We start from the raw sequence: 16,340 nt of genomic DNA, 5'->3' as shown, positions 1-16,340 counted from the left end.
TGTACTTCTTTGGCCTCTATACGCCAGAAACCCGGCTTATGCTTGATGCATAAACCGGGTTTCTCGACAGGCTGAAATCCCCGCTGCTATGCAGCGGGGATTTTTTGTTGCGGTTTTGTGTGGCGGTCCCTATGCCGCCCGGTGACGGCGCGGCGGGGGCAAGCCCCCGCCCTACAGGGTCTTCCATAGGCCGGGGCTTATTTTTGCTCCAGCAGTTTCATAAACTCCTCGCCGGTAATGGTCTCCTTCTCCAGCAGGTAGCCCGCCAGGCTGCGCAGCTGCTCCTCGTGGTCCCGCAGCAGAGCCAGGGCCTTCTGGTGGGCCGCCTTCACGGTGGCCACCACCTGCTTGTCGATCTGGGCCGCCGTCTCGGCGGAGCAGGTCAAAGAGGTGTCGCCCCCCAGGTACTGGTTCTGCACGGTCTCCAGGGCCACCATATCAAATTCCTCGGTCATGCCGTACCGGGTAATCATGGCCCGGGCCAGCTTGGTGGCCTGCTCGATGTCGTTGGAGGCGCCGGTGGTCACGTTGTCCGCCCCAAAGATCAGCTCCTCGGCGGCCCGGCCGCCGGTGAGGGTGGCGATCTTGTTGATTAGCTCCGCCCGGCTCATCAGGTTGCGCTCTCCCTGGTCCACCTGCATGGTGTAGCCCAGGGCCCCGGAGGTGCGGGGGATGATGGTGATCTTGGTCACCGGGGCGGAGTTGGTCTGAAGGGCAGCCACCAAGGCGTGGCCCACCTCATGGAAGGACACCAGCTTTTTCTCCTCGGGGGAGATGACGGCGTTCTTCCGCTGGGCTCCGGCGATGACGGTCTCCACGCTCTCCTCCAGGTCGGCCTGGGTCACGGTCTTGCGGCCCTGCCGCACCGCCCGGAGGGCGCCCTCATTGACGATGTTGGCCAGCTCCGCGCCGGAGGCTCCGGCGGTGGCCCGGGCAATGGCGTCCCAGTCCACGTCGCCGTCCACATGGACGTGCTTGCCGTGGACCTTCAGGATGGCCACACGGCCCTGAAGGTCGGGCAGCTCCACCCGCACCCGCCGGTCAAACCGGCCGGGCCGCATGAGGGCGGGGTCTAGGCTCTCGGGCCGGTTGGTGGCCGCCAGCAGCACCACGCCCTTGCTGGAGTCGAAGCCGTCCATCTCGGCCAGCAGCTGGTTGAGGGTCTGCTCCCGCTCGTCGTTGCCGCCATAGCCGCCGGTGTCCCGCTTCTTGCCGATGGCGTCGATCTCGTCGATGAACACGATGCAGGGGGCCTTCTCCCCCGCCTGCTTGAACAGGTCCCGCACCTTGGCGGCACCCATGCCCACAAACATCTCCACAAATTCCGAGCCGGAGATGGAGAAGAAGGGCACCTTGGCCTCCCCCGCCACCGCCTTGGCCAGCAGGGTCTTACCGGTACCCGGAGGGCCCACCAGCAGCACGCCCTTGGGCAGGCGTGCGCCAATCTCGGCGTATTTGTCCGGCTGGTGGAGGAAGTCCACCACCTCCATCAGCGATTCCTTGGCTTCCTCCTGGCCTGCCACATCGGCAAAGGACACGCCGGTGGAGGCCTCCTCCACATAGACCTTGGCGTTGGCCTTGCCGAAGGTCATGGCGTTGCCCATGCCGCCGGGCAGATTCCCCATCCGCTTCATCATAAAGCGGGAGATCAGCTGTCCGATGATGAGGAAGAAAAAGATAGGCAGCACCCAGCTCACCAGAATGGAGAGGATGGGATTGGCCTGGGTGGGGATGGTGGCGGTAAATGTAATGTCCGGGTCCTCCCGCAGCTGGTTGAGCAGCCGCTGACCGTCATCCGGCCATACGCCGGTCTTGTAGTACCCCTCCCTGCCGCTGTCATCGGCGGCGATGAATACGATCTCCCGGCTATCCTCATCCAGAGCCACCTGCTCTACCTGGTCGTTGTCCACCATGGTAAGGAACTGGCTGTAGGGTACTTCGATCACCTGCCGCTCCAGCACGGTGGGAAAGAAGAAGACGTTGAGGAGCATCAGCGCCACCAGCGCCAGAGCATAGTAGAAAAGCAGCGGTTTTTTGGGCGGGCTTGGGGTCTTCCCGTCGTCTTTGATCTCTTGCATATGAATTTCCTCCGATGTTCGAACAATATTTTTCGTGCTAAATAAATAATAAGGGCTTGCCCGGGAAAGTCAATAGGTTCCCCAGAGGTTTTACACATTATTCATATTAGATGTGGAAAACCCGGAGCGGTTTCCCGCTCCGGGTTTTGTCATTCAGTATCCATTTACTAAAGCGTCCAGCACCTGAGCGGCCACCGAACCGGCCACGTCCGCGCCGGAGCCGCCGTTTTCCACCAGCACCACAAAGGCATAGGGGGCGTCCTCATTGCGGAGGAACCCGGCAAACCAGGCGTGGGGCGACTGGCCGCCTCCCACCTCGGCGGTGCCGCTCTTGGCACAGATATCCATATTGGGGAACCGGCCCGCGCCGTAGGTGTCGATGACGTTGCGGGACATCATATCCGCCATCACCTTGGCGGTGCCCGACTCCACCAGGGTGCCCGTCTTGCGGGTCATCTGGGGCAGAGAGGGCAGGCCTAGGGGATTCTCTGTCTTTAAGATCAGCCGGGGAACGGCGGCCTTCCCCTCCTGAGCGATGGCCCCCATATACACCATAATGGCGCAGGGGTTGGCCAAGTCGTTATACTGGCCCACCCCCGCCCAGGCCAGCTGGCCGGTGGTACCGGAGAAGTCAAACCGCCCGGCGGCGGAGCTGAGGCCGTTGATGTTGTACGAGGCCGTCAGCCCTGCCTTTTCGGTGTACTCCTGCAAAACCTCGGGTCCCAGCTCGGCGGCCAGCTGGCCGAACACCCCGTTGCAGGAGTTAGCCAGAGCGCCGTAAATATCCATCTCCCCGTGGGCGTGAGGACAGGTGATGGCCTCTCCCCCCACAACCGTGGAGCCGGTGCAGGTCCAGGTCCGGTCAAATAGGTCGGGGATGTGCTCAATGGCGGCGGCCAGGGTCACCGTTTTGAACACCGACCCCGGTGGGAAGGTACCCGACAGAAAGCGGTTTAAGTATACCCCGTCATAGGCCGGGTTGGTGTCGGCGTCCGCCGGTGGGTTCAAAGGGTCGTAGGTGGGCGAGGAGAGCATACACAAAATCTCCCCCGTCTCGTAGTTGTACACCCCCACCGCCCCCTTGCGCCCCCCCATGGCCTGGTAGGCGATGTAGTTGAGCCGGGCGTCCAGGGTCAGATACAGATCGTTGCCGTTGCCCAGGGGGGAATAGGCCCCGGTGATGAGGTTGAAGCCGGACAGCCGGTCGGCAAAGGCGGTGAGGGCCCCGGTGCCGATCTTGCCCTGGGCGTCCCCCACGGCGTGGAGGGTGGCCTTGCGGACGGTCTCGCTCTCATAATAGTGGCGGCTGCCGTTCTCATCCGCCCAGGACAGCACATCCCCGTCCCGGTCCAGCACCCGGCCCACCGACAGCTGCCCCTGGCTGTTGTACAGGTGGCGGTTGGCGGCAAAGGAGGCCCAGCGGTTGCCGTAGAGCACATAGCGGACGGCGTAAAAGCCCAGCCCCAGCACCAGGGCGGCGGCCAGAATCAGGCACAGGAGGGCCCGTCGTTCAATCTTCTTCATACTCGTCCTCCCAGGTATCCACACGTTTCATGGACAGCTCGGCGTTCTGCCGGTCCTCCTTCCGGGAGGGCAGGCGGATGGCAAAGCTGGCGTTTTGCCGGGTGTCGGTGGCTTTCAGGTAGGCCAGCAGGCCCCAGGAGGCGATCATGGCGGTGCCGCCGTTGGACACAAAGGGGAAGGTAACGCCGGTGAGGGGCAGGATATCCACCGCGCCGAACACATTGAGGCAGGTCTGGAACACCATCATGGAGGTGGCGGCGCAGGCGGCGATGATATAGAAGCTGGAACGGCCCGCCCGGCTGGCCCGGACGGCAAACACCGCCAGCGTGACGATGGACAAAACGGCCAGCACCGCGATGATGAGGCCCCACTCCTCACACAGCATACCGAACACCAGGTCGGTGTCCCCCGCCCCCACGTTGTGGAGCCAGCCCTCGCCGGGGCCCACCCCCACCAGACCGCCGGAGGCGGCGGCCGACATGGTGCGGGTCTGCTGGTAACCGCTGCCCACTGAGGCGTTCTGCCAGGCGTGGCCCCAGGTGGCAAACCGGCTCATGATATAGGGCTTCACCGATAGCACGGTGAGTACGGCGAACACCCCGCCGCCGCAGATGAGGGCCAGGGTGGCCCAGTCCCCGGAGCGGAGGTAAGCGATAACCACGAAGGTGATGAAGAAGATGGCGGCGGTGCCGAAGTCGCTCATATAGGCCAGGCAGGCCAGGCATACGCCGGTCAGGACGATAAACAATCCCAGGTTTCGCTTGCGGAAGAGCCGTTCCAGGGTGGCCGACCCAGCAAAAATATAACAAATTTTAGCAATTTCCGAGGGCTGGATGGAGATGCCCCCGATGCTCAGCCAGTTTGCCGCGCCGTATTTGGCCTCGGTAAGGCCCAGCTTGTAGAGCACCACGGTCAGGCTCAAAAAGCCGATGGCCGCCCCTGCCATGAGCCAGCGGATCTGCTTGGCCCGGTCCAGATCCCGGAGAAAGACCCCCAGCACCAGGAAAAGGAGCAGCCCCAGCACCACACACAGAAACTGCTTGAACAAAGCCGCCGTGTTGGAGGAGCAGGTGACGGACAGGGACAGGGTGGACAGAAAAAAGGCGATGGTCTCCATCTCAAAGCCCACCCGCCGCAGGGCCCGCAGCACCAGGAAATAAAGCCACATCACCCCGGTGAGGCACAAAAAGGTAAAGGGGATCATGGGGGAGGCGTCGGGGGCCTCGCTGATGGTGAGCTGAATGGCGGCCAGCACCTGAAAGACGGTGAGCAGCACCAGCCCCAGCCAGGGGGACACCGGCCGGGACTGCCGGCGGGACCGGCGGCGCTTGGCCTTCTCCTCCGGGGAGAGGGGGAGGAGCACCGTCTCCACACCCCCCACCGCCAGCACGTCGCCGTATTGGACGGCGGTGGCCTCGGTGACCGGCTTGCCGTTGACGGTGACCCCGCCTTTGGAATTTAGGTCATAGGCGGTCCAGGTGTCGTCCTCATTGCGGATGAGGGCGGCGTGCTGCCGGGACACCACCGGATAGTTGAGCACCACATCACAGCTGCTCCCCCGGCCCAGAATGTTCTCCCAGTGGGTCAGAGGTTCGGTGGCCCCGTTGGGCAGGGTGAGATAGGCCCACACCTCGGGCAGGCAGGGCACCGTCAGCAGGGAGCGGATGGTGCGGATGAGGATGAGCAGGGCCAGCACGGGAAAGACAAAGCGCACAATGGATGTAAACCAGGCGCACAGCAGCTGGTTTTCGGCCAGCCAGCTGGTCAGCGCGTCCATACCGCCCACCTCCTTTCGCGTCGGGAAAATTTGGGCCCAAGAGGCCCCAGGTCCCTACAGTATAGCACAACTTCCCCCGCTGAAAAAGCACAAGGGGGGCCTGCCGGTGGATTTTAAAGAATTTTTCACATTTTCCACCGGTTTTCCACCTCTTGCGGCGGCCCGGTCCAGAGGGTATAATGGAAAAAACGATGGGAGGAAGATACCATGTCTTATGTTGTGGACGCCAAGGGCAAGCCCTGCCCCACTCCGGTGATTTTGGCCAAGCAGGCCATGGCGGAGGGGCATGATCCCTTTACCGTGCTGGTGGACAACCCCACCGCCGTGGAAAATCTGAAGCGCCTGGCGGGCAACCAGGGCTTTACCGCCGCTGTCCGGGAAGCGGACGGCGTATATGCCGTGGACTTTGCCAAGGGGGAGGGATGTACCGCCTGTGAGGCGGCGGTCAGCTCCCCCCTGCCCGCCGCCGGGGGCGACTGGGCGGTGTTCGTGGGCCGGGACATCATTGGCGATGGGGACCGGGAGCTGGGCGCCAATTTAATGCGGATGTTCTTTTACACCCTGGCCCAAGGTGAGGACAAGCCGGGGGCGGTACTCTTCATGAACGCCGGGGTCAAACTGCCCACCCTGGACGAGCAGGTGGTGGACCATTTGAAGGCCCTCCACGAGGCCGGGGTGGAGATCCTGGTGTGCGGCACCTGCCTGAACTTCTACAGCCTGGCCGAGCAGCTGAAGGTGGGCACTGTCAGCAATATGTACGACATCGTCACCCGGATGCAGAAGGCCGGAAAGGTGATTACCCTGTGATGGACTACGGCGTCATCACCTTTTCCTCCACCTACGGGGCCATTTACGCCCAAAAGGTGCTGAAGGAGGTGGCCCCCATCCAGGTCATGCCGGTGCTGCGGGAGATCTCCCTGGGCTGCGGCATCGCCGTCCGGTTCCGGCCGGAGGACCTGGAGCGGGTAGCGGCGGCGCTGGCCGCCTCCACCCTGAAGCCGGAGGAGTACGCCTTTTATGCCGTCACCGGCAGGGGGGACCACCTGACCGCCCGGCCCATCCCGGATGGGGCAGCCAGCACCGGAAGTGCTATCTAGGGGCGCATATTGTGCGCCCAGCCATCCAAACAGAGCAGCCCCCCGCCGTTGGCGGAGGGCTGCTTTTTGCTGTTCTTATTTGAAATACGCCGCGCCGCTCTCCAGCAAAGGCTGGTGCTTGTCGCCGGGAATATTTTGGCCCACAAACGCACCGTACCGCTCGGAGTGGCCCATCTTGCCGAACACCCGGCCGTCGGGGGAGAAAATGCCCTCGATGGCGCACAGAGAGCCGTTGGGGTTCACGTCGATATCCATGGAGGGCACGCCGTGCTGGTCCACATACTGGGTAGCCACCTGGCCATTGGCAATAAGCTGGTCCAGTACATTCTGGGGGGCCACAAACCGGCCCTCGCCGTGGGAGATGGGAATAGCGTGGAGGTCGCCCACGTTGGACTGGAGCATCCAGGGGGAGTTGACGCTGGCCACCCGGGTGGTGACATACCGGCTCTGGTGGCGGCCGATCAGGTTATAGGTCAGGGTGGGACAGTTTTCGTCCATATCCCGGATCTCGCCGTAGGGCACCAGACCCAGCTTGACCAGGGCCTGGAAGCCGTTGCAGATGCCCAGCATCAGGCCGTCCCGGTTTTTCAGCAGGTCGTGGACTGCGTCGGTGATGCGCCCGTTGCGGAAGAAGGAGCAGATGAATTTGGCCGAGCCGTCGGGCTCGTCGCCGCCGGAGAAGCCGCCGGGGAGGAAGACGATCTGGGCCTTGCGGATGGCCCCCTCCAGCTCCACGGTGGACTGGAGCAGGTCGTCGGCGGTCAGGTTGCGGATGACCACCGTCTCGGCGTCCATCCCCGCCCGCAGGCAGGCCCGCACCGAGTCATACTCGCAGTTGGTGCCGGGGAACACGGGGATGACCACCCGGGGCCGGGCCACCTTGGACTTGCACACGGCGGGGGAACGCTTGTCCCAGGAGATGGCCTCCACCGGGGCGGCCTCACCCGCTCGGGTGGGGTACACATCCTCCAGCACCTCCTCATTGAGGGAGAGCAGCTCGCCGATGGTGGCGCAGTCCTCGCCGATGGTGAGGATGGGTTCCGCTGTGGTGACGCCCAGCTTCTTGGCACAGGGCAGGTCCACGTCCTGGGTCAGCTCGGCCACGATCATACCGCAGAAGGACCGGTACCAGCCCACCACCGCGCCGGAGTCGGCGGTAAAGCCGATGCGGTTGCCGAAGGACATCTGCATGACAGCCTCCGCCGGGCTGTGCTCCACCGCCCAGGCGGCTTTCACCTTGCCCTCCCCGGCCAGCCGGTGGAAGGCAATCCAGGCGGCCTTTTTGTGCTCCGGGCTGCCGCCGCCAAAGGCGTACACCGGGTGTCCCCCCTCCTTAAACTCGGGAGAGAGCACCTGCTCCGCCTTCACTGGGGCGATGGCAAAGGAGATGAGGGTGGGAGGCACGTCCAGATCCAGGAAGGAGCCGGACATGGAGTCCTTGCCGCCGATGGCGGCACATCCCAGCTCCAGCTGGGCGTCCAGGGCCCCCAGCAGGGCAGCAAAGGGCTTGCCCCACCGCTGGGGCTCGGTACGCAGCTTTTCAAAGAACTCCTGGAGGGTGAGATAGGCCTTTTCATAGTCGGCCCCCGCCGCCACCAGCTTGGCCACCGAGGTGTACACCGCCTGATAGGCCCCAGTGTAGGGGTCGGCAGACAGCTGGTCGGGGTCGCAGCCCCAGGCCATGACGCTGGCCTGGTTGGTCTCCTGGTTGGGCTCCACCGGGAAGAGTGCGGCCATGGCCTGGGCGGGGGTGCGCTGGGTAACGCCGCCGAAGGGCATAAGCACGCTGCCCGCGCCGATGGAGCCGTCAAACCGCTCGGTAAGGCCCCGGCGGGAGGCGCACTTCAGGCTGGCAGCCAGCTCCCGCAGGCTGCCCTGGCCGGCAGGATCGGTGAGGTGCCGCTCTACGGCGGGGACGGACACCTGGGCGTGCTTCACCGCGCCGTTGGTGTTGAGGAAGGCCCGGGACAGATTTGCCACAGTCTGCCCCTTCCAGGTCATGACCATCCGGGGGGATTCGGTAACGGTGGCCACCTGATAGGCCTCCAGGTTTTCAAAGGCGGCAAAGTGCATCAGGGTCTGGGCGTCCTCCGGGGCCACCACCACCGCCATGCGCTCCTGAGACTCGGAGATGGCAAGCTCGGTGCCGTCCAGGCCGTCGTACTTCTTGCGGACGGCGTCCAGGTCGATGGACAGGCCGTCGGCCAGCTCGCCGATGGCCACGGACACGCCGCCAGCGCCGAAGTCGTTGCACCGCTTGATGAGCCGGGTGACGTTGGGGTTGCGGAAAAGCCGCTGGAGCTTGCGCTCCTCGGGGGCGTTGCCCTTCTGCACCTCGGAGGCCATGGTGTCCAGAGAGGCCTTGTTGTGGCTCTTGGAGGAGCCGGTGGCCCCGCCGATGCCGTCCCGGCCGGTGCGGCCGCCCAGCAGGATGACCACGTCGCCGGGGGCAGGCACCTCCCGGCGCACATGGTCGGCGGGGGCGGCTCCCACCACCGCGCCGCACTCCAGATGCTTGGCGATGTAGCCCTCGTGGTAGAGCTCGGCCACATGGCCGGTGGCCAGGCCGATCTGGTTGCCATAGGAGGAGTAGCCCGCGGCGGCAGTCTGGGCGATCTTGCGCTGGGGCAGCTTGCCCTCCAGGGTCTCATTCACCGGCACCCGGGGATCGCCGCAGCCGGTGAGGCGCATGGCCTGGTGGACGTACACCCGGCCGGACAGGGGGTCCCGGATGCAGCCGCCGATACAGGTGGCCGCCCCGCCGAAGGGCTCGATCTCGGTGGGGTGGTTGTGGGTCTCGTTTTTGAACATCAAGAGCCAGTCCTGCTCCTTGCCGTCCACCGTGGCGGGAACGTGGATGGAACAGGCGTTGATCTCCTCGCTCTGGTCCAGCTCGGGCAGCAGGCCCCGCTTCTTCAGGGTCTTGGCGCCGATGGTGGCAATGTCCATCAGGGTCTGGGGCCGCTGGGCGGCCTTCTCTTCCCCGTACACCTCCACCCGGGCGGCCAGATAACGGTCATAAGCCCCCTTCACCTGCTCATCAGCGATGTCCACCCCGTCCAAATGGGTGGAAAAGGTGGTGTGGCGGCAGTGATCGGACCAGTAGGTATCCACCACCCGCACCTCGGTGAGGGTGGGGTCCCGCTGCTCCTCATTCTTGAAATAATTCTGGAGGAAGGTCAGATCCGCCAGGTCCATGGCCAGGCCGTACTGCTCCAGCAGAGCGGCAAGGCCCGCCTGATCCAGCGCACAAAAGCCCTCCAGCACCGGCACCGCCTTGGGCTCCGGGTACTGCTGATGCAGGGTGTCCGGCTTGTCCAGCGCGGCCTCGCGGCTCTCCACCGGGTTGATGAGGTAGCCCCTGGCTTTGTCCAGGTCGGCGGCGGACAGCTCCCCCGCCAGTACATAGACGGTGGCCGCCCGGACGGTGGGCCGCTCCCCGCCGGTGCGCATCTGGATACACTGGGCGCAGGAGTCGGCCCGCTGGTCGTACTGACCGGGCAGGGCCTCCACCGCCAGCACCGCCCCGGCGGTCTCAGGCAGAGCCTCGTCCCACAGCTGATCCACCTGGGGTTCGGACAAAATGGTGGTGCGGGCGGCCTCATAGGTCCCCTGGTCCACCCCCTCCACGTCGTACCGGCGGATCACCCGCACCCCGGTAAGGCCGGTAAGCCCCAGGGTGCCCTTCAGCTCTCCCAGCAGATGGCCGGCCTCCACGTCGAAGCCCGGCTTTTTCTCCACAAAACAGCGAAATACCTTCCCCATATCGGAACCTCCCTTAAAATGCCCGCGGATGGAAAAGCTCCATCCTGCCCCGCGGGCGCCGCTTTATGTAGGCGGCACAGTTCTGGCCCGGTGCGGCCCGGTAGGCCCCGCCGGGCTTCTCTTTTCTAACTATAGCACGCCCGGCGGTCCGGCGGCAATAGGCAATCACCCTCCCGGGCAAACAGTGGGGAATTGCATCAAAAATGGCTGCCTTTCGGCGGCCATTTAAGGCTATTTGTTCTGTTGGGCCTGGTCTTGCCCCTCCGGCAGGGGGATGGTAAATTCCTGCACTCCCATGTAGCCGGGGGCGATCTCGTACTTTTCAAACACCACCACCGGGCTGCCGCCGGCGTCCAGATAGAACAGCTGGTCGTCGGCAATGGAGGTAAAGCCCCCCTCGCCCTGGAGGAAATAGATATTGTCGGGGTTCTGGCTCCGGCGTTCGATCTCCGCTGCGATGGCGGTATTGGCGATCTGCTTATAGTCCGGCCCCAGCAGGTCCCGCAGGGTGATCTCCCGGCCGGCCTGCAAGTCGATGTTGTAGGTGTAATACTCGGTATAGGCGCTGGCCAGGGTCTCGGTCTTGGTAATCACGAAGGACAGATAATGCTCGTTCTGGCACTTGATCTCATAGTCCACGCTGATAACGATGGGCATAAAGTCGTCCGGGTCGCCGCCGGTCTCCACATAGGCCTCTTTGGTCTCCCGGGCCCGATCCTCCGCCTCCTGGAGCACCTGATTGATGCGGGTCTGGATCTCGGTATTGATGCGCTGCTCCAGATCGGTGGCTCCCTCCAGCTCCAGGGCGGGCAGGCGCACGTCAATCAGGTGGTCCCGGTCCTCCACGGTGTACTGCGTCACAGTAAACACCCGGGCCAGCTGCCCCAGCACCGGCACATCGGACACGGCCTGGGCAAAGGTGGGGCTGGCGTTCACCAGCAGCACAAAGCAGGCGCAGGCGGCCAGTCCGGCGGACAGGCTCCGCCGCAGGCCACGGCGCTGCCGCCGCTTCTTCTCCCCTGCCCGCAGCGCGGAGGCCACGGCAAAGTCCAGCTCTTCCGGCGGCTGTATGTCCCGGTACTGCTGCTTGGCCCGCTCCCATTGGTCGTTCATGTTGCAACCTCCTCCCCCGTCAGTTCCCGCAGCTTGCGCAGACTTTTGTACAGGCGGGACTTCACGGTGTTCAGATTGGTCCCGGTGACCCGGGAGATCTCTTCCAGCTTCATATCCTCAAAAAACCGCAAACGGATGATGACCTGTTCCTTGGGCCCCAGCCGGTCAATGGCGGCGTACAGGTCCAGCCGCTCCACCGGGTCGCCGCCGGGGGCGGGGGCGTCGGCGGCCGACTCCTCCAGGGATACCAGCCGCTTGCCCCGGCGGTAGTAGTTCATGCTCTCATTGAGCAGGATCCGGTAAAACCAGGTCTTCATATACTCCGGCTGGCGGAGAGAGTCCGACCGGGACAGGGCCCGGACGATGCTCTCCTGCACCACATCCAGGGCAGCGTCCCGATTTTTGACGCAACTGAACGCCAGGCGGTAAAAGTCCTCCTGGTGCGCCACGATATACTCGCTCAGCTGCTGCCGGATGTTGTTGTCCAAAGCCGGGATACGCTCCTTTACTGGGCCGCCTCCTGCGCCGCCTGATAGGCCTCCGGGGTAACGGTATGGCACATCAGGTATTCCAGCCACTTTTGATACCACGCCTTGGTGAAGTGGACGCCGTCTACGGTGGCATCGGCAGGCAGGATGCCGTTCTCATCGCTGAGGGCGGTCTTTACGTCCACCAGCGCCACCTGGCACTCCTGGGCCAGCTGGGGGAAGACGGCGTTGAAGTCGGCCACCCGCTGGTTGTTCACATAGGAGGGCTGGTTCTTCTGGGCACAGATGTCCGGGTTGACGGGCACCAGATTCTGCAAATAAATAATGGCGTTGGGCTGGGCCGCCTTTACCTCCTCCAAAAAGCTCTTGAAGCTCTTGTAAAAGCTGTCGGTGCCCGGATAGCCCAGCTCGTTGACCCCCAGGGAAATATAGATCTTCTGATACTGGGGTCCCTTCTTCAAGGCGTCGGTGACGGTATACTTGCCCCCGTTCATCTCCACCACCTGGCGCTTGCTCATATCAAAGATATTCAGGCCCTTGTAGCAGTAGAAGGTGGCCCCTTTGATGCCGCTGTAGATCCGCAGGCCGTCGGTGCGGGAGTCGCCGATGAACAGCGCATCGGCAAAGTAGTCCATCTCCACCGGCTCGGACTGGGGCACCGGCTGGTCAAAGGTAAAGGTCCCTTCCGCAGCAGAGGGCGTGGAGGTCTCCACAGCAGGAGGCTGGGAGTCCTCCGGCAGAGGGGTGGCGGACGGGGTGGGCTGGCTCTCCTCCTCCACAGGAGAGGCGGAAGGACTGGCAACGGGCAAAGCGGAGGGAGAGGCCGCCACAGCGGGGTCGTTCCCCTTGCCCTTGGAGGGGATGAGCAGCAGGCAAAGGCAAATCACCGCCGCGGCAGTGAGCAGCGGCAGGGTGATGCCGGGACCCTTGGGCTTTCTTTTCACGTGTTTGGGACGATAGTACTGGGGCAATGGAGACACCTCGATTTTTCAAAAGTGGCGGGTACGCCGATGACCGGTCATTGACTTTCATAGGTTAGACGGCATGGCGGAGAGAAAAGTTGAGGGTGGAAAAAATTTTTTTGCCAGGGCCGCAAAGCAACCCTGGCATAGTCTGTCCCAAAAGCCCCTTGGCCTTTTGGGGTAAAAGCTGCATGGCGGATGGGACTCGATTTCTTTCAAAATCGTCCTCCCATCCGCCACAAACCGGTCGTTTTTACTTTAAATTATCCAGCACGCTCTGCGCCGCGCCGGCATCGGCGGCCACCACCAGCAGGGCGCTGTTGCCCGTCTGCTTGACAATGGCGTGGTTGAGCTTATCCACCTCATCGGGCATATAGCTCTCCAGGGCGGCGATCTGGTCGCTCACCCGCTTGTCCAGGGCGGTCTTGGCAGTCTGGGCCGCCGCCTCGTCGGTGAGGGTGAGCACAGCGATCTCCTCCGCCCCCATGGACAGGGAGGTGTACACTGCGCAGTCGGTGATGGTGGCGGGGTCAATGCCGTACAGGGCGGCTGCGGTATCCTTGTCCAGGGAGTCCAGCGCATCGCTGAAGGCAGTGGAGTCCAGCAGGGCCTGGGCGGTAGCGGCGGGGTCGTAGCTCTGGGCGCTGTCTCCGCCGCAGGCGGCAAGACACAGACACAGGGCCAGCACCCCGGGCAGCAGACGGACCAACAGATGTTTCATATTTTTTATCTCCTTTCTAATTGGTCTGTCCCGCCTGATAGGCCACCGGGTCCACCGTATGGCTCATCAGATAGGCCAGCCATGTTTCATACTGAGGGCGCTGAAAATGGATTCCGTCCGACGTGGAGCCGTCGGCCAGGGTCCCGTTTTCGTCGGCCAGGGCGCTGTGGATATCCACCAGAGCCACCCGGCACTCCTGGGCCAGCTGGGCAAACAGCTGATTGAACACCGCCACCCGGTCGTTGTTGATGCAGGCGGCCTGCCCGTAGGAACGGCAGCGGGCCTCCTCCACCGGGGCCAGGTTTTGCAGATAGATTATCGCATTGGGCTGGTAGGTCTTGATCTGCGCCACAAAGCTCCGGAAGGCGGTGAGATACTGCTCGGTATTGTAATAGCCCAGCTCGTTGAGTCCAAAGGCTATGTAGATCTTGCCGAATTGGGGCCCCTGCTCCAAGGCTTCCATAATGGAGCAGGACTTGCCGTTCACCGTCACCACCCCTGGCTTGTTCACCCCAAAGACCCCCAGGCCGATGTAATCATAGAAGGTAGCGCCCTTGATGCCGCTGTACAGCCGCAGACCCTGGGTGCGGGAATCGCCGATGAAAAGCGCGTCGGAAAAATAGTCCATCTCCACCGGCGTGCGCTCCGGCACCGGCTGGGAAAAATCCAGCGCCAGGGTAGGAGTGGGGGTCGGGATGGGGGTAGGCGTAACCGTTGGGACGGAAACCAGGGTGGCGGCCGCGGCAACGGGCGGGTCGGCTCCCTCCGCCGGGGCCCGGCCCAGCACTGGGACGGTCACCAAAACCACCGCCACCGCCGCCGCTGCGCACATCAAGGGCAGACGCCGCCGCTTGGGGGGCGCCTGGTTCTCCTGTATGATCTTTTGGTACAGGGAGCGGGACAAAAATAATACACCTCGGTTAGACAGAATCCTGGGGGCTGTCCAGCACCAGGGGGATCAGCTCCTCCAGGCGGGTGATCTCCCAAGTAGGGACCACGTTGTGGTCGTTGTCTGTATGGGATTTAGGGCGGTACCAGGCGGTATCCAGCCCCAGGGCGGCGGCGCCGCCAATGTCGGTGGTCAGGTTGTCCCCCACCATCAAGGCCCGGCGGGGGTCGGTCACTCCCAGCTGCTGGAGCACCGGCCGGAAAAAGTCCGGGCTGGGCTTGGAGGCCCCCACCTCCTCTGAAATAAAGAGATGGGGAATGAGTGACGCCAGAGGGGAGCGCCCAAACCGGCCCCGCTGGGCCCGGGCCACGCCGTTGGTGAGGATGGCCAGGGTACAGCTGGTTCCCAGCGCCCTGCACACCTCCTCCGCCCCGGGCAGCAGGAAGGCCTGCTCCCCCAGCTTGTCCAGATAGGTCTGGTTGAGGGCGGCGGGGTCGGCCTCAACCCCCAGTTCTGCCATCAGGCGGGCAAAGCGCTCCACCACCAGCCACGCCCGGCTGGCCTCACCCCGGTCCAGCATGGCCCAAAGGGCGCTGTTGATGGACCGATAGAGGGCCTCGGTCTCAGGGGGACATGGAATGGACCAGGCCCCCAGCGCCAGCCGGAGGGCCTCATGCTCGGCCCGGTCAAAGTCAAAGAGGGTGTTGTCCGCGTCAAAGAGGACAAAATCATAGCGGTTCATGGGTGGTTTCCTCCCGCAAGGTGATGGCGGCGGTTTTGGTAGTTGGTGACCAGCCGGGCCAGGGAGGACACCATCAGCACGCCCACCGCCAGCGCCCCCGCCAGCCCCAGAGTGTGGAGGAGGGACCCCAGAAAGAGGGAGGTCTCCCCGCTCATGGCATGCTCCATGGTATAGTAGATACCGCCGCCGGGCACCAGGGGAAAGAGGGCCACCAGCAGATAGCTGGTCACCGGGCACTTACGCAGCCGGGCCATCAGCTCTGACCAGGCGGCAATGACCAGGGCAGCCAGAAAGGACTGGGTGATGTCGCTGTGGACCAGGGGGGCGGCCAGCAGATAGACCAGCCAGCCCAACCCGCCGCCGCCGGCACAGATGAGCATTCCCACCCCGTGGATGTTGAAAAGCATGGAAAAGCCGATGCAGGCAAAAAAAGCGTAAAAGCAGGGGGCATAATAAAGCAGCGTGTCCATGTCAGCCTCCCGTCAGCAGCTGGATCAGCCCCAGGGCCAGGGCCGTGCCCAAAGCAATGGCCGCCCCGATGAGCAATGCCTCGGCGGCCTTGCTGATGCCGGCCACCATATCCCCCGCCATGATATCCCGCATGGCGTTGGTAAAGGCGATGCCGGGCACCAGGGCCATCAGGGCCCCGATGATAATGCTGTCGGCGTTCTGCCCCACCCCAACGGCGGTAAAGGCCAGGGCCACAAAGGCGGACGCCGCTCCGGCGGCGATGGTTTTGAAAAACAGGTTGGCCCCCAGCCGGGAGGTCAGGGCCAGGCACAGGCAGATGACCATGCCGCACACCCCGCCGCACACCCCGTCCCGCACCGAGCCGCCATAGAACAGGGAAAACATGCCGCAGCCCAGAAAGTGGGCCAGCAGCTGCACCGGCAGGGAGTAAACCTTGTGGGTGCGCTCGATCTCCCGCATTTTGGCCAAGGCCTCCTCAAAAGGGGGCGTATCCCGGCACAGAGAGCGGCATAAATCGTTGTATCGCTCCAGCAGGTAGATGTCGGTGCCGTGGTTGGGCATCCGGCGGATCTGGGTCATGGGCTTGCCCATGGGAGAGGTCAGGCTGACAATGATGCAGTTGGGGATGGCAAAGACCTCCCCCCGCTCGGCCCCGTAGGCTTGGAGCAGGCGGCTGATGGACTCCTCCACCCGGTAGATCTCCGCTCCGCTGA

General features: G+C 63.8%; 14 protein-coding genes. 2 read left to right on the top strand and 12 right to left on the bottom strand.

From position 1 onward, the window contains the following. Positions 1 to 197: 197 nt before the first annotated feature. The 3 genes from ftsH to Q0J75_RS11110 all read right to left on the bottom strand — a co-directional run bounded on the left by ftsH (position 198) and on the right by Q0J75_RS11110 (position 5,379). Complete coding sequence (gene ftsH, locus Q0J75_RS11120; protein WP_297201163.1) at positions 198 to 2,078, bottom strand: ATP-dependent zinc metalloprotease FtsH; 1,881 nt, start codon at positions 2,076 to 2,078, stop codon at positions 198 to 200. A gap of 153 nt (positions 2,079 to 2,231) precedes the next feature. Continuing rightward, the gene (locus tag Q0J75_RS11115) at positions 2,232 to 3,602 is read right to left on the bottom strand and encodes a penicillin-binding transpeptidase domain-containing protein (RefSeq protein WP_297201160.1); all 1,371 of its coding nucleotides are present in this window, start codon (positions 3,600 to 3,602) and stop codon (positions 2,232 to 2,234) included. After that, entirely contained in the window at positions 3,589 to 5,379 is a 1,791-nt protein-coding gene (locus Q0J75_RS11110; RefSeq protein ID WP_297201156.1) for an FtsW/RodA/SpoVE family cell cycle protein, read from the bottom strand. The genes Q0J75_RS11115 and Q0J75_RS11110 overlap by 14 nt, the downstream gene beginning before the upstream one ends. 207 nt (positions 5,380 to 5,586) lie before the next feature. On the opposite strand from Q0J75_RS11110, the gene yedF reads away from it, so the two are divergent. Together yedF and Q0J75_RS11100 are read left to right on the top strand one after the other, a co-directional pair. Further along, the gene (yedF, locus tag Q0J75_RS11105) at positions 5,587 to 6,186 is read left to right on the top strand and encodes a sulfurtransferase-like selenium metabolism protein YedF (RefSeq protein WP_297201154.1); all 600 of its coding nucleotides are present in this window, start codon (positions 5,587 to 5,589) and stop codon (positions 6,184 to 6,186) included. Beyond that, on the top strand, positions 6,186 to 6,476 hold the full coding sequence (locus tag Q0J75_RS11100; RefSeq protein ID WP_297201166.1) for a DUF3343 domain-containing protein: 291 nt from the start codon (positions 6,186 to 6,188) through the stop codon (positions 6,474 to 6,476). The genes yedF and Q0J75_RS11100 overlap by 1 nt, the downstream gene beginning before the upstream one ends. A 75-nt stretch (positions 6,477 to 6,551) precedes the next feature. Here the strand turns inward: Q0J75_RS11100 and Q0J75_RS11095 are convergent, their stop codons facing one another. From Q0J75_RS11095 to Q0J75_RS11055, 9 genes are all read right to left on the bottom strand, one after another. Next, positions 6,552 to 10,241 carry a phosphoribosylformylglycinamidine synthase gene (locus Q0J75_RS11095; RefSeq protein ID WP_297201151.1) on the bottom strand — a complete coding sequence of 1,230 codons (3,690 nt, stop codon included), beginning with the start codon at positions 10,239 to 10,241 and terminating at the stop codon, positions 6,552 to 6,554. Between the two features lie 231 nt (positions 10,242 to 10,472). After that, positions 10,473 to 11,354 carry a DUF3298 and DUF4163 domain-containing protein gene (locus tag Q0J75_RS11090; protein ID WP_297201147.1) on the bottom strand — a complete coding sequence of 294 codons (882 nt, stop codon included), beginning with the start codon at positions 11,352 to 11,354 and terminating at the stop codon, positions 10,473 to 10,475. After that, positions 11,351 to 11,842, bottom strand: coding sequence for a sigma-70 family RNA polymerase sigma factor (locus Q0J75_RS11085; RefSeq protein ID WP_297201144.1), 492 nt, complete (start codon positions 11,840 to 11,842; stop codon positions 11,351 to 11,353). Before Q0J75_RS11085 ends, Q0J75_RS11090 begins: the two co-directional genes overlap by 4 nt. A gap of 17 nt (positions 11,843 to 11,859) precedes the next feature. Continuing rightward, the gene (locus Q0J75_RS11080; RefSeq protein WP_297201140.1) at positions 11,860 to 12,813 is read right to left on the bottom strand and encodes a GDSL-type esterase/lipase family protein; all 954 of its coding nucleotides are present in this window, start codon (positions 12,811 to 12,813) and stop codon (positions 11,860 to 11,862) included. A 244-nt stretch (positions 12,814 to 13,057) separates the two neighbouring features. After that, positions 13,058 to 13,525: a DUF4358 domain-containing protein gene (locus Q0J75_RS11075; RefSeq protein ID WP_297201137.1), complete on the bottom strand. Its 468-nt coding sequence runs from the start codon at positions 13,523 to 13,525 to the stop codon at positions 13,058 to 13,060. A gap of 16 nt (positions 13,526 to 13,541) precedes the next feature. Next, complete coding sequence (locus Q0J75_RS11070; RefSeq protein WP_297201134.1) at positions 13,542 to 14,429, bottom strand: GDSL-type esterase/lipase family protein; 888 nt, start codon at positions 14,427 to 14,429, stop codon at positions 13,542 to 13,544. Between the two features lie 16 nt (positions 14,430 to 14,445). Continuing rightward, positions 14,446 to 15,156 carry a YjjG family noncanonical pyrimidine nucleotidase gene (locus Q0J75_RS11065; RefSeq protein ID WP_297201131.1) on the bottom strand — a complete coding sequence of 237 codons (711 nt, stop codon included), beginning with the start codon at positions 15,154 to 15,156 and terminating at the stop codon, positions 14,446 to 14,448. Then, complete coding sequence (locus Q0J75_RS11060) at positions 15,153 to 15,626, bottom strand: threonine/serine exporter family protein (RefSeq protein WP_297201128.1); 474 nt, start codon at positions 15,624 to 15,626, stop codon at positions 15,153 to 15,155. The genes Q0J75_RS11065 and Q0J75_RS11060 overlap by 4 nt, the downstream gene beginning before the upstream one ends. Before the next feature lies 1 nt (position 15,627). Beyond that, positions 15,628 to 16,340: threonine/serine exporter family protein (locus Q0J75_RS11055; RefSeq protein WP_297201124.1), on the bottom strand; the 713-nt coding region annotated here is incomplete at its 5' end.

The organism is uncultured Flavonifractor sp., from assembly GCF_944385615.1.
In the GTDB taxonomy this organism is placed as follows: Bacteria; Bacillota; Clostridia; order Oscillospirales; family Oscillospiraceae; genus Flavonifractor.
The sequence above is the reverse complement of the archived record's forward strand: the minus strand, read 5'-3'. Positions and strand labels throughout refer to the sequence as shown.